We start from the raw sequence: 21,615 nt of genomic DNA on the forward strand, positions 1-21,615 counted from the left end.
AAGAATCCGTTGGCAGTGCAATTGTCCGACAAGGAAACTCGCCTCACATGCGCCCTTCTACAAGTTCGGGGCGCATGGAAGTGGTGGACTATTCCTCTTCCAGGTCGCGTCTGACCTTGGGATCATCGAGCAATCGATCAATCCGGCCTGCCTCGTCGAAGCTTTCATCAGCGCGAAATTGCAGCTTCGGCGCGAATTTCAGGCCGAGACGCTGTGCGACTTCGCGCTGGAAAAAGGCGGTATTGGTCCGCAGCGCCTTGACGACCACCTGTTCATCTTCACCCAGCAGAGGCTTCACATAGACCTTGGCATTGCGCAGATCGGGCGACATGCGAACTTCTGTCACAGAGATGTTGGAAGCGGACAGGACCTCGTCATGCGCTTCGCCGCGGGCCAGCAATTCCGAAAGGATGTGGCGCACCCGTTCCCCCACCTTGAGCAGGCGGACCGATTGTTCTTCGCCAGTTGTATTACGCGGCATTAGGTTTGCACTCCGGCCTTCGCAGGCAGGCCGTCGGCCTCTTCACCGTGGCCGGGCATGGGGGTGGGTATGGAAGTCGCCGTGGCACGGGCACACAGTCTGCCGTCGGGCGCGAATAATTCGCTTTCGATAAAGACGACGCGCCTGCCGCTTTTAATCACTTTGGCCTTCGCGCTGATAGGGCCGATTTCAACCGGCCGCATCAGCGACAGATTCATGTCGAGAGTGAGCTGCATCTGCGTGCCCTTGCTGGAAAAATACATCGCCGCGCCCATGGCCTCGTCGAGGAAAGCACCCACGATACCGCCCTGCACGTAGCCGCGCATATTGGCGAATTCCGGCGAGGCGACAAAGGCCATTTCCACCGTCCCGGACTCCTCGTCCCAGCCGATCAGGCTGGAGCCGAGCAGCTTGGACGAAGGCCATTGTTCAAACCCAATATCATTCATCATCGCGCAAGCGGGCTAGAGCGTCCGCTCTTCCTCGTTCACCTCGAACACTTCCAGCTGGTCACCCGGCTTGATGTCGTTGGTATCTTCCAGAACCACGCCGCATTCCAGGCCCGCGCGGACTTCGTCCACATCGTCCTTGAAGCGCCGCAGCGATGCGATGGTCGTGGCAGAAACGATAACGTCTTCCCGCGTGAGACGGGCATGCAGGCCCTTGCGAATGACGCCTTCTTCCACAAGCAGACCGGCAGCCTTGTCCTTCTTGCCAGATTTGAAGACTTCCTTGACCAGCGCGCGGCCAACCACGTTTTCCACCTTGAGCGGGCCGAGTTCACCCAGCAGATCGCTCGTCATCTCGTCAGTCAGATGATAGATCACGTCGTGATACATCATTCGCACGCCATCACGCTTCACCAGCTCACGTGCCTTCGCATTAGGACGCACGTTGAAGCCGATGATCGGTGCCTTGGACGCTGCTGCCAGCGTCACATCCGATTCCGTGATGGCACCCACGCCAGCGTGCAGTACGCGGACCTTGATGTCGTCATTGGAAAGGTTGTGAAGCGCTGTCACAATCGCCTCGACAGAGCCCTGCACATCTGCCTTCACCACGACCGGCCATTCAACGACATTCGACTTGTTGAACATTGTATCAAAGCTGGTGGGGGCAAGAGCCGTGCGCTTTTCGGTGGCCTTCTCCTGGCGGTATTCAGCCACTTCCCGTGCGCGCTGCTCATTTTCAACAACGGTGAGCACATCCCCGGCAGACGGAACGCCGCCAAGGCCAAGGACTTCCACCGGCATTGAAGGACCGGCTTCCTTGATCTGCTTACCCTGGTCATTGACGATCGCACGGACCTTGCCGCTTTCAGTGCCGACGACAAAGGTATCGCCGCGCTTCAGCGTGCCGCGATTGATAAGCACTGTCGCCACAGGGCCGCGGCCCTTGTCCAGCTGTGCTTCAATCACGGTCGCTTCTGCCGCCCGGTCCGGACGGGCCTTGAGTTCGAGCAGTTCGGCCTGAAGCGCGATCTTCTCGATCAAATCGTCGAGCCCGGTGCCCTTGGTAGCGGAAACTTCCACGTCCTGCACATCGCCGGACATGGCCTCCACGATCACTTCATGCTCCAGCAGACGCTCACGCACCTTCTGGGCATTGGCCTCGGGCTTATCGATTTTGTTGATCGCCACGATCAGCGGAACATTGGCCGATTTGGCGTGATTAATTGCCTCGATGGTCTGCGGCATGATGCCGTCATCAGCGGCCACCACCAGCACCACGATATCGGTAACATTGGCACCGCGCGCACGCATTTCACTGAACGCGGCGTGGCCCGGCGTATCGAGGAAAGTGACCTTGGCCTTGTCCTTCGTCGTCACCTGGTAGGCGCCGATATGCTGGGTGATACCGCCCGCTTCGCCGCGTGTGACATTTGTCTTGCGCAAGGCATCAAGCAGGCTGGTCTTGCCGTGATCGACATGGCCCATGACCGCGACAACCGGCGGACGCGGCTTCTGCGTGTCTTCCGGGTCCTGATCTTCCGTGGTGGCAAGATCGACATCGCTTTCAGACACGCGCTTGATGTTGTGGCCGAACTGCTCAACCAGCAATTCTGCTGTGTCCTGGTCAATCGTCTGGTTGACGGTGACCATCATATCGAGATTAAACAGCTCCTTCACCAGATCGGCGCCCTTTTCGCCCATCCGCTTGGCCAGCTCGCCAACGGTAATGGCTTCGGGCACGACAACGTCGCGCACCTGCTTTTCACGCGGCTGGCTGGATCCGCCGCCTTGTGCACGGCGTTCCTTTTCACGGGCACGCTTCAACGCAGCGAGACTGCGGGCACGGCGGCCCTCATCCTCATTCAGCGCGCGATTGACCGTCAGCTTGCCTGAACGGCGCTTGTCGGCTTCGCCGGCGCTACTGCTGCCGCCACGTTTGGGCTTTTCTTCGCGCTTCTTCTCAGGGCGCTTGATTTCAGGACGAGCAACAGGCGTAAACTTGCGCGCACTTGGGGCAGGCTTTGCCTCTTCCTTGGCAGCAGGCGCAGCTTCCTTCGCAGCAGGCGCGGCAGCTTCAGCTTCTTCGGCAGCCTGCTCAGCAGCAGCTTCAGCCTTGGCTTCCTTGGCGCTTTCCTCGCTGCGCTTTTCAGCCTCCGCTTCGGCCTGTCGGTTTTCCTCGGCACGGCGCTTTTCGTCTTCAGCAGCCTTGCGCAATTGCTCATCCTCGCGCTTGCGCGATTCCTCAGCCTGACGCAGCCGATCTTCCTCGGCCTCGCGCTGAAGACGGGCGACGCGTTCCTGCGGAGTTTCCGCATCACTGGACGGCTTCTTGGCCGCCGGCCTTGGAGCCTTGGGAGCAGGTGCGGGTTCAGGCGCAGGGGCGGGTTCAGGCGGCGGTGGCGGTGGTGCCGCAGCCTCTTCACCGGGCTTCACGAGCTTGCGGCGACGCTTTACCTCGACCGCCACCTTATTGGTGCGACCGTGGCTGAAGGTCTGCTTGACCTCACCTGCATCAACCGAGCGCTTGAGCCCCAAAGGTTTGCGGGTGCGCTTCGGTGTTTCGTTATCTTCGCTCATGTGCTCGTACTAATCCTTCAAATTCAAACAGTCACGCAGAAGTCCGGGCGTCGGTATCTTCGGCCCGTTCTTCGCTAATCCCGACCGCAGTTGCGGCCCCCAGAAAGGTCTGCAAACGCCCCAGCGGGACAGAAACCCGCTGCGCCGATGCGGCATCGGCAAGCGCCAGGTGGACGACATTGTCGCGGCCCAATGCCACAGACAGGGCCTCGCGGTCCAGTGGTTGCGGCAGACGAACCCCCGTCAGACCCGATCCTTCGGCTTCCTTGCCCACGCGCCAGGCCTGATCCAGCTTCTTGCACCCGTCCTCGCTCGCATCGAAAGCATGATACAAGGCAGCAACGCTGCCCGATCGCGCCTCTTGCCCGATGCGGTCGGAACCAAGAATAAGACGTCCGGCACGCATTTCCAGCCCCAGCCGCTGTAGGAAAGCTTTGCGCAAGGCATCTTCCAGCCGTTCAGGCAGGTCATCAGGGATGGCCAACTTGCCTGTTTTGAAAGCCCGCGATAGCGCAGCCTTAAGTTTGCCGGTCGCCAGCGCCTGAGTAAGTTCAGGGCGCGAAACGCCAATCCACGCGCCACGTCCGGGTGCACGCGCCAATGCGTCAGGCAGAACATCGCCTTCGGGCGATACAGCCAGCCGCACAAGATCATTGCGCGCACCGCCACGTGCCGTCAGGACACAGCGTCGCTCACCCCCGTTTTCACGAGAGTTACCGCCCTTGGTTTTAGGCGAACCTAATGTGTCATTGCGAGGATTCCGCATCGGCGGCCTCCTCTGCTTGGTCCGAAGTATCGGCTGCCGGAGCAGCGTCTTCCGCGGAGACGGACGCAGGCGCGTCCTCTTCATCTTCGAACCAGTGCGCGCGAGCGGCCATGATGATCTCATTGCCCTGCTCTTCAGACAGGCCGAATGCGCCGAGGACGCCGCCCTTGTCTTCCGCACGCTGCGGACGCCGTGCCGGCGGCGCGCCAGCCAGCGCATCGCTGGCCGATTGGCGGCGACGCGGTGCTTCACGCTTCTTGGCGATCAGTTCATCGGTTGCAAGATCGGCCAGATCGTCCAGCGTCTTTATGTCGGCCTTGCCCAGCACCACCAGCATTTCCTCGCTGAGATGCGGCAATTCCGCCAGATCATCTTCCACGCCCAATTCACGGCGGGCGGAACGATAGCCTTCTTCCTGCCGCTCCAGCGCTTCTTTCGCGCGGCTCTGCAATTCTTCTGCCAGCTCTTCGTCGAAACCTTCGATTGCGGCGAGTTCCTCGATCGCAACATAGGCGACCTCTTCCATCTCCACAAAGCCTTCGGCCACGAGTAGCTGGGACAGCGTTTCGTCCACGTCTAGTTCTTCTTCGAACATCTTGGATCGTTCTGCGAATTCGCGCGAACGCTTTTCCGAAGCTTCTTCCTCGGTCATGATGTCGATCTGGCTGTCGGTCAGCTGGCTGGCGAGACGCACGTTCTGGCCGCGGCGGCCAATGGCAAGCGAAAGCTGGTCATCGGGCACGACCACTTCGATGCGGCCTTCTTCCTCATCCAGCACCACGCGGGCAACGGTGGCGGGTTGAAGCGCGTTGACGACGAACGTCGCGGTGTCTTCCGACCACGGGATGATGTCGATCTTCTCGCCCTGCAACTCCTGCACCACGGCCTGCACGCGGCTACCCTTCATGCCGACGCAGGCGCCGACGGGGTCGATGGAGGAATCATGGCTGATCACGCCGATCTTGGCGCGGCTGCCCGGATCGCGGGCGGCGGCCTTGATTTCGATGATGCCGTCGTAAATTTCGGGCACTTCCTGCGCAAACAGCTTGCGCATGAAATCGGGATGCGCGCGGCTGAGGAAAATCTGCGGGCCGCGATTGTTGCGTTCCACCTTGCTGATGAGCGCACGGACACGTTCGCCCACGCGGGCAGCTTCGCGGGGGATCTGCTGGTCGCGGCGGATCACGCCCTCGGCGCGGCCGAGGTTGACGATCACATGGCCGAATTCGACCGATTTGATGACGCCTGTAATAACTTCGCCAGCGCGGTCCTTGAACTCTTCGAACTGACGCTCGCGCTCCGCATCGCGGACCTTCTGGAAGATGACCTGCTTGGCGCTCTGTGCGTCGATACGGCCAAGATCGTCCATGGCGGGCAGCGGATCGACGATGAAATCGCCAACCTTCGAACCCGACTCCAGCTTTTCAGCCTGCGCCAGATCGACCTGCTTGAAGTAATCCTCGACCTCTTCGACCACTTCGACCACGCGCCACAGGCGCAGATCGCCAGTGACCGGATCGAGCTTGGCGCGAATGTCGTTTTCCTGCCCGAAGCGCGAGCGCGCGGACTTCTGAATTGCTTCTTCCATCGCTTCGATCACGATGCCCTTGTCGATCATCTTTTCCGATGCGACGGCATTTGCGATTGCGAGCAGTTCTGCCTTGTTTGCCGAAATTGGGCTGGCCATCAGTCCTGGACCTCTTCTTCGTCTGTTTCTTCAATATCGTCGACGCCCGAAATATCGAGCGGCTGTGTGGCGGCAATCAGCTTGTCGGTGAGGACGAGCTGTGCCGAGTGTATCTGATCGAGCGAAACCGCAAGCTCGCCCGCTTTCTTATCCGCGACGGTGACAGTATCGCCATCGATACCAACCAGTTCGCCACGCAAATTGCGATTGCCATCAACCTTGTCAGCCAAGGCGATCTTCACCTCATGGCCCGCCCAATTGGCGTAATCCTTCGCGCGCGTCAGCGGACGGTCGATGCCGGGGCTGCTGACTTCGAGATGATAGGCACCGCGCACCAGTTCTTCACCCTCTTCCTCGATCGCGTCGATGCGGCGGGAAATAGCGCGGGAAAGGGCTGCGCACTGCTGGACGATCAATTGTCCGGTCGACGGATCTTCCGCCATGACCTGCAAGGTGCGCTCGTCGCCAGTGCCCGTCAATTTTACGCGCACCAATTCAAACCCCAGCTCTTCAGCTTCGGGTTCGATTACCTGGCACAGGCGTGCAATATCGGCCATCTGGTCTCCGTTTTGATGCCACGATCGGGCAAAGGCGATTGGTGCCGGCCCCTTGCGGCGCCAGCCCCTTCAGTGTCTCGACAATGTCGGGATTGAGTGGTCAGATAGGCGCGGGCCGCCGTTTTGGCAAGCCCGATTATAGCACGTTTTGCGACGTCAGCTTTCGGTACCCCATTCACTATCGTCGCTTTCCGATGCACTGCCCCAGTCATCGGCAAGCGAGGTGTCGGAGCGCGGGGCGGAGATGCCGGTCTCCAGTTCTCCGGGCACGCGCGCATCCTCGATTCGTTGCTGCGTATTGTCATAAGCCTGCTGATAGGCCTCTTCCCGCTCGGGCGCAGTATCGTCGAACGCCTTGAAAATGAAGATGAAGAGGGCGAACAGGGCGACAAATGCCACTGCCTTTACCGCGAAACTGTTCATGCTGCTTTCCCCGATCGCATCAGCGCCGTCAGCTAGCGCAGGCGAGAAAACTGGCGGGAAAACGTGAAAATACGCCTAATTCGCGGTGAGATCGTGCTTTTTGATCGCGTGGCGCAATTGATCATAGGTCAGGCCAAGCGCCTTGGCGGTCTGGCGCTGGTTCCAGCGATTGGCCCCCAGTGCATATTCCAGAATGGCGCGCTCATGCGAGTCGACCGCTTCGCGCAGATCGTCAATCCTGTCGAACCGCTGGGCGCCATTGGCAGGCTGCGCCCTGGCTGACGATGGCTGGGCGGTAGTGTCTTCATGCGGGGCGGAAGGCGGTGCAATCGGCTTCCACGGGCTTTCAAACGGGTCAAAGGCCACCTCGCCGATGGGCTGGCTCCAGTCATCCCAGCGATAGACAGCGCGCTCCACCACATTGCGCAATTCACGCACATTGCCGGGCCACGGATGATCTTCCATGGCGCGCGCGACATGATCAGCAAGACCGGGCCATTGCTCCCACCCCAGCTCTGCTGCCATCCGCCGTCCGAAATATTCGGCCAGCACCTCTATATCACCTTCGCGCACGCGCAGCGGCGGCAGGGTGATGACTTCAAAGCTCAACCGATCAAGCAGGTCAGCGCGAAAACTCCCTTCCAGCGCGCGCCGCGGCAGATCGTCATTCGTGGCGGCAACGATGCGCACGTCGACGCGAATCGGACGCGATGAACCGATGCGCGTTACCTCGCCATATTCGACAGCGCGCAGCAGACGTTCCTGCGCCCCGGTCGACAATGTGCCCAGTTCATCGAGAAATAACGTTCCTCCGTCGGCTTCTTCGAAACGCCCCTCTCGCGCCTTGGTAGCACCTGTGAATGCTCCGGCTTCGTGACCAAACAATTCAGCCTCGATCAGAGTTTCGGGAAGCGCGGCGCAGTTCATTGTGACAAGCGGCCCTTCCCAGCGGTTGGACAGGCGATGAAGGCGTTCAGCAATCAATTCCTTGCCGGTTCCGCGCTCGCCAATCACCAGCACAGGACGCGCCATTGGCGCGGCGCGGCTGGCGCGTTCCACCGCGTCGAGAAACGCGCCGGACTGTCCGATAAATTGAGCCTTTTGCTCCATAGCCAAGATATAGTGATAATTCCCACATCTTGGCAAGAAAAACCACTATTAGCTAGCATACCGATACGAAATTTCCCGGAAAACCGCCATTTCTCCTCAATTGGCACGGGCTTTGCAAATCATGGAGCAGACAGGTTTTCAGGAGAAATTCCCAATGTTCGATCGCAGCTTCTTTTCCAGCAAGGTTGGTCACGCCGCGCTTGTCAGTATTGCCGCGATGATCGCTTTTACCATTTTTGCCCAAATGCAGCACGGGGCCGCCAGCGGCGACATGCTGTTGAGTGCCAACACTGTGGTAGAGCTGGCGTGAGCGACGAGAACCGCAATCCCCTTAAGCCGGTAAGTGAAGGGCTGAAACGTGCAGGCTCACGCCTCGATCAGGAGATCGAGCGGCTGCGCACCAGCCCCACCCCTACCGCGCGCGCACTTAATACAGGAGGTAACTGGATGGGTATTTTTTCCCGCACTCGTGATATTATCGCGGCAAATTTCAACGAGCTGCTCGACCAGGCAGATGATCCTGCAAAGATGATCCGCATGATCATCCTCGAAATGGAGGAAACGCTGGTCGAAGTCCGCGCCAGTGCCGCGCGCACCATTGCCGATCAGAAGGAAATGCATCGCCACACGGTCAAGCTGGACCGTTTGCAGGCCGATTGGGGCGAAAAAGCGCAGCTGGCGCTGAGCAAGGATCGTGAAGATCTGGCCCGTGCCGCACTGATGGAAAAGCGCAAGGCGACCGACATGATCGATCAGCTGCACCAGGAAATTACCGTGCTCGACGATGCACTGCGCGCCTATGAAGAGGACATTGCCAAGCTGCAGCACCGACTGCGCGAAGCCCGCAGCCGCCAGAGCCAGATTGCCGCCCGCCTGGAGAGCGCGGAAAACCGTGTGAAGTTGCGCAGCCTGATGACGAATGAGCGTGTGGACGATGCGTTGAGCCGCTTCGACCAGCTCGAACGCCGTGTCGATTATGCCGAAGGCCGCGCGGAATCGCTCTCGATTGCCGATGGTTCCGGACAAAAGTCCCTCGCCGACGAATTTGCCGCCCTCGAAGGCGGCGACAAGGTCGATGAGGAATTGGAAGAAATGAAGCGCGCACTCGGCAAGGGCACCCCTGCCGGTGGCGGCGCTGACAAGAAAGACGAAGGGGTATAATCATGGAACCTGCAGTCATCGTCTTGGCCATTTTTGTGGGCCTGCCCTGGCTCATCCTTCACTACGTTACAAAGTGGAAGACATCCGCCACCATCACCACCGACGACGAAGCGCTGCTGGAAGATCTCTACAGCCTCGCCAAGCGACTGGATGAACGGATGGATACGGTCGAACGCCTCGTCGCCTCCGACAATGCCGATTTCAAGCCAGCCCGTATCCAGCACGACAGGGAAGTGGACAATGTCCCGCTTCGTGAACTGGAAGAAATGCTGGCAGAAAAGAAGGGAGAACGCACATGAACACCCCACGCACAACACTTTACCGCGATAAGCAGAATGGCAAGCTGATGGGCGTTTGCTCCGGCATTGCGGACTATACCGGCGTCAACGCCCTCTGGATCAGGCTCGCGTTTATCGCGGCCATCCTGACGGGCGTCATGGGTACGATTGCTATTCCGCTTTACGTCATCATGGGCGTCCTGCTGAACAAGAAGCCGGCGCATCTTTATTCTGCCGATCCGGGTGAAACCCAATATTGGCAGCGTGTCCGGCAAAACCCGAAACGCACCGCTCGCGAGATCCGTGCGCAGATGAAGGATGTCGATCGCCGATTGGCCGAAGTGGAGAGCTTTTACGTCAGCTCCAACCCGCGCCTGACATCGGAAATCGAACGGCTGCGGTAAATCGAAACTCAGGAGGGAATTGGGCATGGGTGAATTGATCGGACTGGTGGCAGTGTCCGCGCCGTTCCTGATGGTGTTCGGCATCGTCTGGATCCAGAAGAATCAGAAACTGGAAGAAAAGCGCATCACTGCAACGGCAGAGGCCAGCAGCGAAAAGGCCGCGCAATATGCCAGCCACGTACAGGAACTCGAAAGCCGCGTCCGCGTGCTCGAACGCATCGTCACCGACAAGGGTTATGACGTTGCCCGCCAGATCGAAGCCCTGCGCGATACCCGCACAGTCGAGGAACGCGGCAGCGGTGTGCAGATGAACTTCGCCAAAAAGGAGAAAGCGTAATGGATCTGGAAATTCTTACACCAGCCGTGATTGGCGTAGGCGTTGTTTCGATCTCGCTGGCATGGGTCATCAATACCCTGATCCGCGTGCGCCACGGATATCCGCTGGAAAACAGTTGGGGCAAGGCAGTCTATCCAAAAAAGAGCACCGAGAATGAAGAACGGGTCAAACTGCTCAGCCAGGAAAACGCCGCGCTACGTGCCGAACTCGGCTCAATGAAGGATCGTCTCGCCAATGTGGAACGCATCGTCACCGATAGCGGTTACCATCTGACGCAAGAGATCGAAACTCTGCGTGGCACCCAAAAGGGCGCGAACTGATGGGCGCTGATTGGCCACTTGTGCAGGATGCAATAATCATCGCCACGCTGGCATTGGGCGGCGGTATCGGTTTGACTGTGCTGGCACTGAAGCTGCGCGACAGAAAGCGCAGACCGCCAGCAAGGCAAGCGCACGCACCGCGCGGCGAAACCAGGACAAGCCCTGAAGATCGTGTCCGCGTGCTGGAACGCATCGCCACCGATCGCCCGACTCAATTGGCTGCGGAAATCGAAGCCCTGCGCAATGAGGAAATGGAGACAAACTGATGGATGGTGATTTGGCTGGGATTTTCGTTTTCATCTTGCTCGCCGCCACACTGGCCTTCGGCATGGCGCAGGTGTTTCACCGCCGTTCCATACAGCATGAAGAACGTAAGTTGGAACTCAAACTGCAGATCGAACAGGCGAAGAAGGCCCAGATGAGCCAGGGGCATGAGAGCCAGCAGCTTTTTGAAGATCGGTTGCGCGTCCTCGAACGGATCGTCACCGATCCATCCGCCGACATCTCGCGCCAGATAGAGAGCCTGCGCGACATCAAGGCCGAAGGGGAAAGGGCGCGATGACCTTCTGGACAGCCATCGTTCTCATCGTGTTGATAACGGCAATCGCCGGCACTTTGGGCAGCCGCTCGAAAAGAGGCGAACGCGAAGTCGAGCAGCAACGCGAATTGCCGAGCGAGCGTGAAGAGGAACTGGAAACGGAAGTGGAAAGCCTGCGTGAGCGCGTCAAAGTGCTCGAACGTATCGCCACCGATCCGGCGCGCCGCACTGCCGAGGAAATCGAGAAACTGCGGGACGAGTAAGGGACAAGAGGCAAGGAGAACATGATGATGATGGAAATCGACATGCTTGTTGCCGTCACCATGCTGGTTGGGCTGGTAATATTGGCCGGCACTGCGCTGGCAGGCTGGCAAGGCTGGCTTTCGCTAAAGAATCGTGAGCTGGATATGCGGCGTCTGCCGCCAGAAATGGAAAATGGCTCACCCGAAGGCATGGCGCGGATCGAAATTGCGGACCTCAAGGAACGCATCCGCAAGCTGGAAGCTATCGCCAATGGGGTGGACCTCTGACGCGAAGTCACTAGATGCGCTGACATGCGCACACTTGCAGACATTCACGAAGAATATGATTTCCTCGAAGGCGATGAGAGATACCGCCTGCTGATCGAACTTGGCCGCGAACTGGAAGAGATGCCGGATGCGCTGAAGACAGACGCCACGCTGGTGCGCGGCTGTTCGGCGCAAGTGTGGGTTTATCCCACTGGCGACGCGTCAAAACTGCACTTCATGGCGGATAGCAATGCGGCGATCACCAAGGGCATCGTCGCGCTGGTCATCTCCGCTGTGCAAGACAAACCTGCCGCCGAGGTAGCGCAGATGGATGTTGCAGCTGCCCTCGCCCCGTTCGATCTCAGGAACCAGCTCAGTTCCAATCGCACACAGGGTGTGCCCAATATGATTGCGCTGGTGCGCGAACATGCGACGCGGATAGCCGAAGACTGACGATCATCGCCGCTGCGCGAAGCTGCCGCTGCGGAACGATGCGCCATACAGCCCGTTAACTGAACAAATGACGGGCAGGCGTAACGTTTGAAAAGGACAGCATAAAATGGCAATTATCGTACTCATCCTCACCATTCTTATTCCGCCATTGGGCGTTGCTGCAAAGCACGGCCTTGGCAAGACGACGATGATCAATCTGGTGCTGACTTTGCTGGGCTTTATCCCAGGCCTGATCCACGGTCTTTACGTGAATTACGCCCGCTAATCCGGGTCATTCCCAATCAAGTATATGAAACGCGTGTCAGCGATGCACTTCGGTCGCTGCCACGCGCTTCTCTTGTGCCAAGGGGCGTGATCGGCGGGTCATTTCGAAACTGCCATTCATGTCGAGCAGGCTCCACATGCCGGTGATGTGTTCACAGTCCTGAGACAATTTGCCGACGTAATCGACGGGGTTTTCATAGCCCATGCTGGCGGAGCGATAAGTCTTGGTGAAGTCCACAGACGAACCTCCCACAATACCCATGATCGTCGCTTCTGCCTTCATGCCCCCCAGATAGAGATCGGGTTCGAGAATTGTGCCGGTGAAGCTGCCGCCGCGCTGAACAATAGCGGCAATGAAGGGCGTCACCGGACCATCACCGGCTGGATAGGCAAATTGCCCGTCCCATTCTCCCGATATATCACCCGGCGATTGCGGCATGTCCGCGCGGCTCAGGCCCCGGCACTCTCGCGTACGATCGCAATACCGGCCTCCTTCTGGCGCCGCAGTTCTGCCTTCAGTCGCACAGGGTCAGCGGCCAAAATGAAGCCAAAGCTCACCCCGCCTTCCTTGCCAATGGTCGCATGATGCAGCTTGTGCGCCTGAACCAGCCGCTTGGCATAGCCCCGCTTGGGGACCCAGCGAAAATAGCGTTGATGGACCAGCCCATCATGCACAAGCGTGTAGATGATGCCATATGCAAGGATACCCAAACCGATCCATGTTGCCGGAGCCCACGCGGCATCGCCAAGTACCAGAGGGCTGCCAAGTGCGAACATTGAAATGCTCATGGCTGCGCCAACAAGCCCATAAAGATCGTTCTTCTCCAGCACATTATTATGCGGTTCGTGATGGTCACGATGCCATTCCCAGCCAAAGCCATGCATAATGTATCTGTGGCTCGACCATGCGACGAATTCCATCGCCAGTACGGTTGCCAGCACGATCAGAATGGGCAGCAAAATTTCCATGATGGCAATATACGCCCGCGATGCGTCAGACGCAAAGCGCGACTATTCGCCAGTGGTGGGCTGGTTCTTCGGCGGCAGGCCGAAATAGCTTTCCGCCACATCGCGATTGATGCGCGAAGGGCGCAGCGTTTCGCTATCGATGCAGCACCACATGCTTTGCACTTCGGCCAGCACATCTTCTCCGCGTTTTATAACGGTGTTGTAAAAACTGCGGGCGCCGGCAATCTTTTCCAGCACGGTTTCAGCGATGACATCGTCTTCAAGGAATGCGGGGCGGCGATAGGTGATTTCATGCTTGAGAGCGACCCATGCCTTGCTCGCCACCTCTTCTGCGGGCGCGAGTTTTTGCCAATGCTGAAACACCACGTCCTGCACCCAGCTCAGATAACGGGCATTGTTTACATGGCCCATGAAATCGATATCTTCAGGCAGGATACGAATGGGAATCGCGAAGCTTTTCGTTGGCATAGCAGTAAGCTAGGGGTCGCAGATTAACATTCCAAGTCGGTCTCCCCCGCTTGGGAAAATAAACCCTGTCAGCATTGCGAAAGCTATGTCGCGACTTGCGACACAATCTTACCATTGCTGACGGACAGATCGCATATTTATCGGCATATATCGTTCATCGGCACAGGCAGAAACCTGAATGCCGCAGCCAAGAAAAGGATTGATGCCATGAATAAGATGCTTATTGCCGCCCCGCTTGCACTTGCGGCAACTGCGCTATTTACTGTTCCGGCCAGTGCCGCGGCCGCCAATGGTGGCCAGATCCGCGCCGAGATCCAGCAGCTTGACCGGCAGATTGAACGTAGCCGTGGCCTGTCCCGCCTCGAGGAAGCGCGACTCAATAGCCAGGTCACGCGGCTCCAGTCGCTATACCGCAGCTATGCCCGCGGCGGCTTCACCCGCACCGAGCTGCGCCAGCTCGATCGCCAAGTGACCAGCGTGCGTGCACAAATCACAGATAAAGCGCGCGACAATCACGATTATCGAAATGATCGGCGGTAATTCCTACCGTCGCTGAAACTTTCAGACCTTGTCAGCCGGGGTCGGCGGGACTAGCGCGAGCAGCATGTCCAGCCGACCCCGCACACTGTACGAAAAGATTTGGGACGCCCATGTGGTGGAACGCCGCGATGACGGCACCTGTCTTATCTTTATCGACCGCCACCTCGTCCATGAAGTCACCAGCCCGCAGGCATTTGAGGCGCTGCGCCTTGCAGGCCGCAAGGTCCGTCGTCCCGAGCTGACCCTTGCCGTGCCCGATCACAATGTGCCTACCACGGCGCGTGTGGATGATGCTGGCAACCCCATTCCGATTGTCGATCCGCAAAGCGCGCAACAACTTGCCGCGCTGGAACGCAATGTTGCCGATTTCGGCATTCGCTATTTCGGAGCAATCGCTCGGGAGCAGGGCATTGTCCATGTCATCGGCCCCGAACAGGGCTTTTCGCTTCCTGGCACGACTATTGTTTGCGGCGATTCGCATACGGCCTGCCACGGCGGCATCGGCGCGCTGGCCTTTGGCATCGGCACCAGCGAGGTTGAACATGTACTTGCCACGCAAACGCTGCTGCTTTCCCCGTCAAGGACCATGGAAGTCCGGGTAGAGGGATCGCTTGGCCCCGGTGTGACCCCCAAGGATCTGATCCTGCACATCATCGGCCGCATCGGCACGGGAGGCGGCACAGGCCATGTCATCGAATATCGCGGCCGCGTGTTCGAGGAGATGAGCGTTGAAGGCCGCCTGACTGTTTCAAACATGAGCATTGAGGGCGGCGCGCGCGCCGGCTTGATTGCGCCCGATGACACGACTTTCGCCTATCTCAAGGATCGCCCTTATGCCCCGAAGGGCGCTGAATGGGATCAGGCAGTGGCCTATTGGCGCAGCCTGCAGACAGATGAAGGCGCGCAATTCGATGCCTCCATAATCATTGATGCTGCCGAAATAGAGCCGACCGTGACGTGGGGCACCAGCCCGGAAGACATTGTCGCTATCGGCGGACGCGTGCCCGATCCGGCAGATTTTGCCGATCCGGCAAAGCAGGAAGCTGCACGCAAAAGTCTTGCCTATATGGGCCTCACCCCGGGCACGCAGATTCGTGACATTGCTGTCGAGAATATCTTCATCGGCAGTTGCACCAACAGTCGCATAGAAGATTTGCGCGCCGCAGCAGAGATTTTGCGTGGCCGCACAATCGCGGACGGAATAAAATGGGCGATCGTCGTGCCTGGTTCGGGCTTGGTGAAGATGCAGGCCGAGGCTGAAGGTCTGGACCGCATTTTCATCGACGCGGGCATGGAATGGCGGGAGCCTGGCTGTTCCGCATGCCTCGGCATGAACCCGGACAAGGTGCCCGCAGGCGAACGCTGCGCTTCCACCAGCAATCGCAATTTCGTTGGCAGGCAAGGGCCCGGCGCTCGCACGCATCTTGTCAGCCCGGTAATGGCAGCGGCTGCCGCGGTCACTGGCCGCCTGACCGACGTGCGTGAGTTGCAGCGTGAGCCTGCCTGACGAAAGACGAAAAACATCGTTCGCCCCCGTTGTCTCTCCTGAGACGCGCGTGCTGATCCTCGGTAGCCTGCCCGGCGATCTGTCTCTTGCGCAGCACCGCTATTATGCCCACCCGCGCAATATGTTCTGGCATTTTGCGGGCAGGATTATCGCGGAAGACCTGCCCGCCCTGCCCTATGATGCACGGCTGGAAAGGCTCCGCGCGCATAGGATCGGCTTGTGGGATGTGGTGGCGGCTGGCACACGCAAAGGCAGTCTCGATTCCGCCATCCGCGATGCGGCCATCCACCCGCTGGGCAATTTCTGTGAAGGATTACCAGAACTTAGAGCTATCGGCTTCAACGGCAAGACGGCGGCAAAGCTGGGGCGTTCACTGGTGGATTGCAGCCGTTACGCGTGTCTCGATTTGCCATCTTCCAGCCCTGCCTATGCAGCCATGCCTGTTGCTGAAAAAGAAAAGCTGTGGCTGGACTTGCGCGAATATCTTGAAACACATGCAACGCGAGCGCATTGAAGAAGCATGACCAACAAAATCCCCGGAAAAGCCGCAATCGCGGCAGGTGCCATCGGATCGGCAGCGGTGGCTGCTGCACTCCTGTATGTAAACAAGCGCAAGAAGCGGAACGAGCCGACCCAGCCCGGCCCTATTCCAAGCGGCGAAAAGCCGGAGACCGATTGATGCAGGCACTGCGCGCAGTTGAAGGTCGGGCCATCCCGTTCGGACGCAAGAACATCGATACCGATCTTGTCATCCCTGCACACTGGCTCAAGACCATCAGCCGTGAAGGGTTGGGCGAAGGCGCTTTCGAATCTGTTCGGGCGGATGATCCGGACAATGTGTTCGACCAGCCGCGTTTCGCCAATGCGCCAATCCTGATTGCAGGCGATAATTTCGGTTGTGGCTCCAGTCGGGAACACGCCGCCTGGGCACTGCTGGACATGGGTGTTACCGCCGTCATCGCGCCCAGCTTTTCCGATATTTTTGCCAGCAATGCTTTCAAGAACGGCATTCTCACAGTCGCCTTGCCGCAGGACGCGGTGGATCGCCTGCTCGAAGTTGCGGAGACTGATCCCGTTTCCATCGATCTTGAAGCGCAGACCGTGACCACTCCGTTTCAGGACCGCTTCGCATTCGATATTGATCCCTTTCGCAAGCATTGCCTCATGGAAGGGCTGGACGAAGTTGGGCTGACGCTGGCCCGCGATGATGCGATTGCAGGGTTTGAAGGCCAATTGGCAGCAGACCGTCCGTGGATCGCCCACGGCACCGGAGTTGGCGCCTGAAGTTTCCCGCCCTAACCCGATTTTTGCTACGGGCCGGGCGACATCTTGACGAGAAAGTGAAACAGACATGACAGATTTCAAGGACCGCGAACGCGCCGAAGAGGCCAAATTCGCGCTGGATGGTGAAAATGCCTTCCGTGTCGCAGCGCGGCGCAACCGCCTGCTCGGTGAATGGGCAGCCGGGCTGATGAAGCTGACCCCAGAAGAGACCGAGGCTTACAAGAAGGCGGTGGTGCAAGCCGATTTCGAGGAAGCCGGAGACGAAGACGTAATCCGCAAACTGCTCGGCGATCTGACCCAGGCCGGATGCGATACGGACGAAGCCACCGTGCGCGCTCAACTTGAGGCAAAATTGATTGAAGCCAAGCGCCAGTTGATGAGCGAATCCTGAGCGAACGATCCGGAGTTATTGTCCATGCCAATGCCTGCAGAACAAATAGAGGCGCTGATCAAGGCCGCGCTGCCCGATGCCACGGTGGAGATGGAGGCACTGGTCGAAGATAATGATCACTGGCTCGCCCGCGTTACCTCTGACGCATTTTCGGGGAAAAGCCGGATTCAGCAGCACAAGATGGTTTTCGCAGCATTGGGTGATCGCATGGGCGGCGAACTCCACGCCTTGCAACTGCACACCAGCGTCCCCAACTGAAACTGGACATTAAAATCCTCCGGGTGGGACAGATGACCGATTTGAAAACTGAGACAAGCGAACGCATTTCCGAGATAGTGAACAAGGATGACGTGGTCCTTTTCATGAAAGGTACGCCGCTGTTCCCGCAATGCGGCTTTTCCAGCCGCGCAATTGCCATTCTTGATCACTGTAATGTGGCTTTCGGCAGTGTCGATGTGTTGCAGGACATGGAGATCCGTCAGGGCATCAAGGCATATTCGGACTGGCCGACTATTCCCCAACTCTATGTGAAGGGTGAATTTGTTGGCGGCAGCGATATCATGATGGAAATGTTCGAAGATGGCGAATTGCTGCAGTTGATGAATGAAAAGCAGGTTGCCAAGGCAGAAGATTGACCAACCTTGCGCGCCTTGCCTGAAATGGCGGCGCCCGGCTCTCTTCATCTCCGGTAAATCTGCGGTGCGGTCTTTGCGGCAATCCGCCTTTACAGGTGATCGAAGCTGTCGTTCGCCTACGCTTTTTCCGGAGACTGCATGGTCCGCATATTTGCAATAATCGCTGCCCTGATTGTGTCAGCTCCTCTCGCCGCGCAGGACATTGCTGGCGACACCGCTGTTGCCCAGCCAACTCTCGCCCAGCCCGCCAGCCTGATGGATCAGGCTCGCGATGCTCAGGAAATCGCGCGACTCATGGGCGAAGTGCAAACCGCTGTCAGCCTGGCCCAGACCCAATATGTCGGCATGGTTACCGGGGGGCCTGGTGCCGGATATCAAGGCGCAATAGCTCTCCCTACTGATGAGCCGGGCGTCTGGCGCGCTGTAATTGTCGGGCGGCAGGATATCGACAAACCCGATGCAGATTGGCTCGAACTGGCCGAATATGAGATCGCGAATGGTGCGATCCGTAGTGAAACCATTCACCCGCAAAGCAATATCCCTCTACTCACTGGCACCGCGTCAGCCATGGCGCAGGCGCGCAGTTTTGCCCCCCGCGTTGTGCTGGCTGCCGGCAACAATGCCTTCTGCCTTGATGAGAGCGCGGGCGCATCGGTGACCGCGTCTGTCACCTTTGCCACAATCGTCCTGCCCCCGCGCGACAATGGCACCTTTGATGCCTACGTCCTGAACGGCCCCATAGAAGAAGGTGCAATTCCGCTGGGAAGGCATTACCGCGTCGGTTTCGATAAATTCGGGCTGCAAGGCACGCCCGATCTTATCACCGATACCTGCGAAGTGATCACCTGGTCCGCCAACGACGCCGATCTTGCCACCAAGGTCTATCTCACCAATTATGAAGGCGCAGAAACGCCCAGCCCAGTGCATATCCTGCTATCCACATTATTGCCGATGCGTTTGGGCGTAACCACCGGAGATACGATGTGGCCCGTGGTCAGCGGCACAGTCGGCGAACCCATGCCCGCCGATCAGGTGCAAGTCGCGCCCTAGGCTGAGGAAGCGATCCCGTGTGCAATCTTTACAAGATGAGCAGCAGTCATGACGAGGTTGCGCAATTCTTCGAAGCAATTGCACAGGACATGGCCTTCGCCATGGCAGGAAATGCGCCGGAAAGCGTATATCCAGGCTATCCTGGCATGGTGCTGGCAGAAAGCAGCCTGCAGCAGATGATCTGGGGATTCCCGCTTCAGCGCAAGGGCGTGAAGCGCCAGCCACTCAAGCCCAAGCCGGTCAATAATGCGCGGGAGGACAAGCTGGATGGCCCCTTCTGGTCAGCCAGCTTCAATGCCCGGCGCTGCCTTATACCCATATCTGCATTTGCTGAGGCGAAGGGGCCAGTCGGCGGCAAAACGCGCACATGGTTCAGCCCTTCCACTGCACCGCTTTTTGCGGTTGCCGGCTTATGGCGCGATACGGTGGAATGGGGTCGCGCCTTCACCATGGTTATGGCCAACGCTAACGACACCATAAAACCCCTGCACGATCGCATGCCAGTGATCCTTGCGCCCGAAGACTGGCCGATCTGGCTTGATGGCGATCCGGCCCATGCCCGTAGCTCGTGCCAGCCTTACGGCGGCACAATACAGGTCGACCATACGGACGAACCCTGGGCGGGACGGCGATAGGCGCTTTCGGCTATTTCGGAAGAAGGCTTCGGGGAGGCGGGACCGGGAGACTGGTTGGAGACCGTTGGAAGGTCCCGCCTCTATCGAAGACTTTGGATACACAAGACCTGTTGCATGCAGCGTGCCAGTTTTGCGAAACTCAGGGTTTTCTAGCAAGACGATGGTTAGCAAAAACTTAACGCAACGCATTTGTGTAAAATTTACCGACGCTTCCGGTTAGTCACATTCGCACCGCCAGTTCGCCGCATTTGCGGGCGGGCCTTGAGACAATCGCGGACCTTTGCCGCGTCTTCATGCGTATTTGATGCAAGCCCCTAATTTTCAAGACCAAAGGCAACCGTTCCATGACAATGATTACAACCATCAATCCCGCGACCGGAGAACAGATCAATAGCTACGAGCCGCTGAATGCAAAGGCTGCGAGTGCAAAGGTGGATGCCTGCCACGCAGCCTTTCTGGAATGGAAGACGGTTTCGCACGAAGATCGCGCCAAGATTATCACCAGCATCGCCCAAAGCCTGCGGGATAATACGGAGGAACTTGCTCAACTGATGACTGATGAGGTCGGCAAGCTGATCGGTGACAGCCGCGACGAAATAGAATTGTGCGCAAGCATTTGCGACTATACCGCTGAAATCGGACCGAAAGAACTGGCTGATGAAAGCCGCGATCCGGCCAACGCCGGGCGCGGCATCGTCACCTATTCTCCAATCGGCGTGGTATATGGGATTCAGCCGTGGAACTTCCCTGCTTATCAGGTTGTGCGTTATGCTATTGCCAGCTTGATGGCGGGCAATGGCGTGCTGCTGAAACATGCCGGCAATTGCACCGGCAGCGGGCTGATGCTGGCGGATATTTTTGCCAAGGGGGGCCTGCCAGAAGATCTGTTTACAGTGCTTGTGATCGACCACGATGTTTCGGACGAAGTCATCGCGCATGACAAGGTGAGAGGCGTCACACTTACCGGATCGGACAATGCAGGGAAGCACGTTGCGCAGGAAGCGGGAAAGCTGCTCAAGCCAGCGGTGCTCGAACTTGGTTCAAACGATGCCTATATGGTGTTGGAAGATGCCGATGTAGATCAGGCCGCGCAGATTTGCGCGCAGGCGCGACTTTATAATAACGGCCAGACCTGCATCAACGGCAAGCGCTTCATCGTGACGGAAAAGGTCTATGACGCATTTCTCGAAAAATTCGTGTCGCTGTTCGAAGCGGTGAAACTGGGCGATCCCAATGCCGACGATAGCGACATGGGCCCGATGGCGCGATCGGATCTGCGCGATACCTTGCAGGAACAGGTTGAAAAATCGGTTGCCAACGGAGCGAGGATCGAATGCGGCGGGTCAATCCCCGATGGCAAGGGAAACTATTATCCCGCCACGGTGCTCTCTGACGTCGCCAAGGGACAGCCCGCTTATGATGATGAATTATTCGGTCCTGTCGCATCGGTCATCCGTGCCCGGGATGATGATGATGCCATGCGCCTTGCCAATGACAGCCGATATGGCCTGGGCGGCGGCATCATGACAAAAGATACCGACCGCGCGATCAAGATGGCCTCTCAGCATTTCGATACAGGCATGGTCTATATCAATGTTTACGGGGTAGCCGATCCTACCATGCCTTTCGGCGGGGTGAAGAATTCAGGCTATGGACGCGAACATGGCGGTTTTGGCCTGAAAGCGTTTACCAACCCCAAAAGCATCTTTGTGGGCGCCCCTTCATAGGGGGAATTTGGCGCGCCGGGCGTGACAAAAATGGGCACTTAAAACACTGGAAATTTCAGTGACGATGGACAGTTAATGAACGAAATCGTGAT

34 protein-coding genes are annotated in these 21,615 nt (G+C 58.3%); 23 read left to right on the plus strand and 11 right to left on the minus strand.

The features are described from left to right. Positions 1-88: 88 nt before the first annotated feature. From rbfA to pspF, 8 genes are all read right to left on the minus strand, one after another. A complete protein-coding gene (rbfA, locus tag CP97_RS11655; protein ID WP_048886088.1) occupies positions 89-481 on the minus strand; it encodes a 30S ribosome-binding factor RbfA in 393 nt (130 codons plus the stop codon). Then, positions 481-933, minus strand: coding sequence for a PaaI family thioesterase (locus tag CP97_RS11660; protein ID WP_048886089.1), 453 nt, complete (start codon positions 931-933; stop codon positions 481-483). Before CP97_RS11660 ends, rbfA begins: the two co-directional genes overlap by 1 nt. A 12-nt stretch (positions 934-945) precedes the next feature. Beyond that, positions 946-3,510, minus strand: a complete 2,565-nt coding sequence (infB, locus tag CP97_RS11665) for a translation initiation factor IF-2 (RefSeq protein WP_048886090.1) — start codon at positions 3,508-3,510, stop codon at positions 946-948. A gap of 31 nt (positions 3,511-3,541) precedes the next feature. Then, entirely contained in the window at positions 3,542-4,276 is a 735-nt protein-coding gene (locus CP97_RS11670) for a DUF448 domain-containing protein (protein ID WP_048886091.1), read from the minus strand. Continuing rightward, positions 4,257-5,963: a transcription termination factor NusA gene (gene nusA / locus CP97_RS11675; protein WP_048886092.1), complete on the minus strand. Its 1,707-nt coding sequence runs from the start codon at positions 5,961-5,963 to the stop codon at positions 4,257-4,259. Before nusA ends, CP97_RS11670 begins: the two co-directional genes overlap by 20 nt. Next, entirely contained in the window at positions 5,963-6,520 is a 558-nt protein-coding gene (rimP, locus tag CP97_RS11680) for a ribosome maturation protein RimP (RefSeq protein ID WP_048886093.1), read from the minus strand. Before rimP ends, nusA begins: the two co-directional genes overlap by 1 nt. Positions 6,521-6,676: 156 nt before the next feature. Further along, a complete protein-coding gene (locus CP97_RS11685) occupies positions 6,677-6,943 on the minus strand; it encodes a hypothetical protein (RefSeq protein WP_048886094.1) in 267 nt (88 codons plus the stop codon). A gap of 75 nt (positions 6,944-7,018) precedes the next feature. Next, entirely contained in the window at positions 7,019-8,053 is a 1,035-nt protein-coding gene (pspF, locus tag CP97_RS11690) for a phage shock protein operon transcriptional activator (RefSeq protein ID WP_048886095.1), read from the minus strand. A gap of 154 nt (positions 8,054-8,207) precedes the next feature. Here pspF and CP97_RS16385 point away from each other — a divergent pair, with 154 nt between their 5' ends. The 12 genes from CP97_RS16385 (at position 8,208) to CP97_RS15960 (ending at position 12,318) form a co-directional block, all read left to right on the plus strand. Next, entirely contained in the window at positions 8,208-8,363 is a 156-nt protein-coding gene (locus CP97_RS16385; RefSeq protein ID WP_169807767.1) for a hypothetical protein, read from the plus strand. Positions 8,364-8,437: 74 nt separating this feature from the next. After that, the gene (gene pspA / locus CP97_RS11700) at positions 8,438-9,214 is read left to right on the plus strand and encodes a phage shock protein PspA (RefSeq protein WP_418202081.1); all 777 of its coding nucleotides are present in this window, start codon (positions 8,438-8,440) and stop codon (positions 9,212-9,214) included. A gap of 2 nt (positions 9,215-9,216) precedes the next feature. After that, positions 9,217-9,513 carry an envelope stress response membrane protein PspB gene (pspB, locus tag CP97_RS11705; protein WP_048886097.1) on the plus strand — a complete coding sequence of 99 codons (297 nt, stop codon included), beginning with the start codon at positions 9,217-9,219 and terminating at the stop codon, positions 9,511-9,513. Continuing rightward, positions 9,510-9,896, plus strand: coding sequence for an envelope stress response membrane protein PspC (pspC, locus tag CP97_RS11710; RefSeq protein WP_048886098.1), 387 nt, complete (start codon positions 9,510-9,512; stop codon positions 9,894-9,896). Before pspB ends, pspC begins: the two co-directional genes overlap by 4 nt. A 25-nt stretch (positions 9,897-9,921) precedes the next feature. Then, on the plus strand, positions 9,922-10,233 hold the full coding sequence (locus CP97_RS11715; RefSeq protein WP_048886099.1) for a hypothetical protein: 312 nt from the start codon (positions 9,922-9,924) through the stop codon (positions 10,231-10,233). Next, positions 10,233-10,553: a hypothetical protein gene (locus CP97_RS11720; protein WP_048886100.1), complete on the plus strand. Its 321-nt coding sequence runs from the start codon at positions 10,233-10,235 to the stop codon at positions 10,551-10,553. The genes CP97_RS11715 and CP97_RS11720 overlap by 1 nt, the downstream gene beginning before the upstream one ends. Continuing rightward, the gene (locus CP97_RS11725; RefSeq protein WP_048886101.1) at positions 10,553-10,819 is read left to right on the plus strand and encodes a hypothetical protein; all 267 of its coding nucleotides are present in this window, start codon (positions 10,553-10,555) and stop codon (positions 10,817-10,819) included. The genes CP97_RS11720 and CP97_RS11725 overlap by 1 nt, the downstream gene beginning before the upstream one ends. Next, complete coding sequence (locus CP97_RS11730) at positions 10,819-11,115, plus strand: hypothetical protein (protein WP_048886102.1); 297 nt, start codon at positions 10,819-10,821, stop codon at positions 11,113-11,115. The genes CP97_RS11725 and CP97_RS11730 overlap by 1 nt, the downstream gene beginning before the upstream one ends. Next, entirely contained in the window at positions 11,112-11,354 is a 243-nt protein-coding gene (locus CP97_RS11735) for a hypothetical protein (RefSeq protein WP_048886103.1), read from the plus strand. The genes CP97_RS11730 and CP97_RS11735 overlap by 4 nt, the downstream gene beginning before the upstream one ends. Before the next feature lie 21 nt (positions 11,355-11,375). Beyond that, positions 11,376-11,621, plus strand: coding sequence for a hypothetical protein (locus CP97_RS11740; protein WP_418202070.1), 246 nt, complete (start codon positions 11,376-11,378; stop codon positions 11,619-11,621). Between the two features lie 24 nt (positions 11,622-11,645). Beyond that, positions 11,646-12,053, plus strand: coding sequence for a SufE family protein (locus CP97_RS11745; RefSeq protein WP_048886104.1), 408 nt, complete (start codon positions 11,646-11,648; stop codon positions 12,051-12,053). 106 nt (positions 12,054-12,159) lie between these two features. Further along, positions 12,160-12,318: a YqaE/Pmp3 family membrane protein gene (locus tag CP97_RS15960; protein WP_048886105.1), complete on the plus strand. Its 159-nt coding sequence runs from the start codon at positions 12,160-12,162 to the stop codon at positions 12,316-12,318. A 36-nt stretch (positions 12,319-12,354) separates the two neighbouring features. Here CP97_RS15960 and CP97_RS11750 read toward each other — a convergent pair whose 3' ends face one another. The 3 genes from CP97_RS11750 to CP97_RS11760 are packed head-to-tail and all read right to left on the minus strand — an operon-like array spanning position 12,355 to position 13,754. Continuing rightward, on the minus strand, positions 12,355-12,756 hold the full coding sequence (locus CP97_RS11750) for a hypothetical protein (RefSeq protein WP_048886106.1): 402 nt from the start codon (positions 12,754-12,756) through the stop codon (positions 12,355-12,357). Between the two features lie 11 nt (positions 12,757-12,767). Next, positions 12,768-13,286, minus strand: coding sequence for a sterol desaturase family protein (locus CP97_RS11755; protein ID WP_048886107.1), 519 nt, complete (start codon positions 13,284-13,286; stop codon positions 12,768-12,770). 42 nt (positions 13,287-13,328) lie between these two features. Next, entirely contained in the window at positions 13,329-13,754 is a 426-nt protein-coding gene (locus CP97_RS11760; protein WP_048886108.1) for an acyl-CoA thioesterase, read from the minus strand. Between the two features lie 207 nt (positions 13,755-13,961). Between CP97_RS11760 and CP97_RS11765 the strand changes: the two genes are divergently transcribed. From CP97_RS11765 to CP97_RS11815, 11 genes are all read left to right on the plus strand, one after another. Continuing rightward, positions 13,962-14,294 (plus strand): hypothetical protein, encoded by a 333-nt coding sequence (locus CP97_RS11765; protein WP_149036466.1) that lies wholly within the window; start codon positions 13,962-13,964, stop codon positions 14,292-14,294. A 64-nt stretch (positions 14,295-14,358) separates the two neighbouring features. After that, positions 14,359-15,801 carry a 3-isopropylmalate dehydratase large subunit gene (gene leuC / locus CP97_RS11770; RefSeq protein WP_048886110.1) on the plus strand — a complete coding sequence of 481 codons (1,443 nt, stop codon included), beginning with the start codon at positions 14,359-14,361 and terminating at the stop codon, positions 15,799-15,801. After that, on the plus strand, positions 15,788-16,315 hold the full coding sequence (locus CP97_RS11775) for a DNA-deoxyinosine glycosylase (RefSeq protein ID WP_335622364.1): 528 nt from the start codon (positions 15,788-15,790) through the stop codon (positions 16,313-16,315). The genes leuC and CP97_RS11775 overlap by 14 nt, the downstream gene beginning before the upstream one ends. A 6-nt stretch (positions 16,316-16,321) precedes the next feature. Continuing rightward, the gene (locus CP97_RS11780; protein WP_048886111.1) at positions 16,322-16,480 is read left to right on the plus strand and encodes a hypothetical protein; all 159 of its coding nucleotides are present in this window, start codon (positions 16,322-16,324) and stop codon (positions 16,478-16,480) included. Continuing rightward, a complete protein-coding gene (leuD, locus tag CP97_RS11785) occupies positions 16,480-17,085 on the plus strand; it encodes a 3-isopropylmalate dehydratase small subunit (RefSeq protein ID WP_048886112.1) in 606 nt (201 codons plus the stop codon). The genes CP97_RS11780 and leuD overlap by 1 nt, the downstream gene beginning before the upstream one ends. A gap of 67 nt (positions 17,086-17,152) precedes the next feature. Beyond that, a complete protein-coding gene (locus CP97_RS11790; RefSeq protein WP_048886113.1) occupies positions 17,153-17,476 on the plus strand; it encodes a DUF1476 domain-containing protein in 324 nt (107 codons plus the stop codon). Between the two features lie 24 nt (positions 17,477-17,500). Next, positions 17,501-17,734: a BolA/IbaG family iron-sulfur metabolism protein gene (locus CP97_RS11795; protein WP_048886114.1), complete on the plus strand. Its 234-nt coding sequence runs from the start codon at positions 17,501-17,503 to the stop codon at positions 17,732-17,734. A 32-nt stretch (positions 17,735-17,766) separates the two neighbouring features. Further along, positions 17,767-18,111, plus strand: a complete 345-nt coding sequence (gene grxD / locus CP97_RS11800; RefSeq protein ID WP_048886115.1) for a Grx4 family monothiol glutaredoxin — start codon at positions 17,767-17,769, stop codon at positions 18,109-18,111. A gap of 138 nt (positions 18,112-18,249) precedes the next feature. Next, positions 18,250-19,161: a hypothetical protein gene (locus tag CP97_RS11805; protein ID WP_048886116.1), complete on the plus strand. Its 912-nt coding sequence runs from the start codon at positions 18,250-18,252 to the stop codon at positions 19,159-19,161. Between the two features lie 17 nt (positions 19,162-19,178). After that, entirely contained in the window at positions 19,179-19,796 is a 618-nt protein-coding gene (locus CP97_RS11810; RefSeq protein ID WP_048886117.1) for an SOS response-associated peptidase, read from the plus strand. Between the two features lie 344 nt (positions 19,797-20,140). Next, complete coding sequence (locus CP97_RS11815) at positions 20,141-21,523, plus strand: NAD-dependent succinate-semialdehyde dehydrogenase (protein ID WP_048886118.1); 1,383 nt, start codon at positions 20,141-20,143, stop codon at positions 21,521-21,523. Positions 21,524-21,615: the final 92 nt, after the last annotated feature.

Origin of the sequence: Aurantiacibacter atlanticus, from assembly GCF_001077815.2 — a bacterium.
In the GTDB taxonomy this organism is placed as follows: Bacteria; Pseudomonadota; Alphaproteobacteria; order Sphingomonadales; family Sphingomonadaceae; genus Alteraurantiacibacter; species Alteraurantiacibacter atlanticus.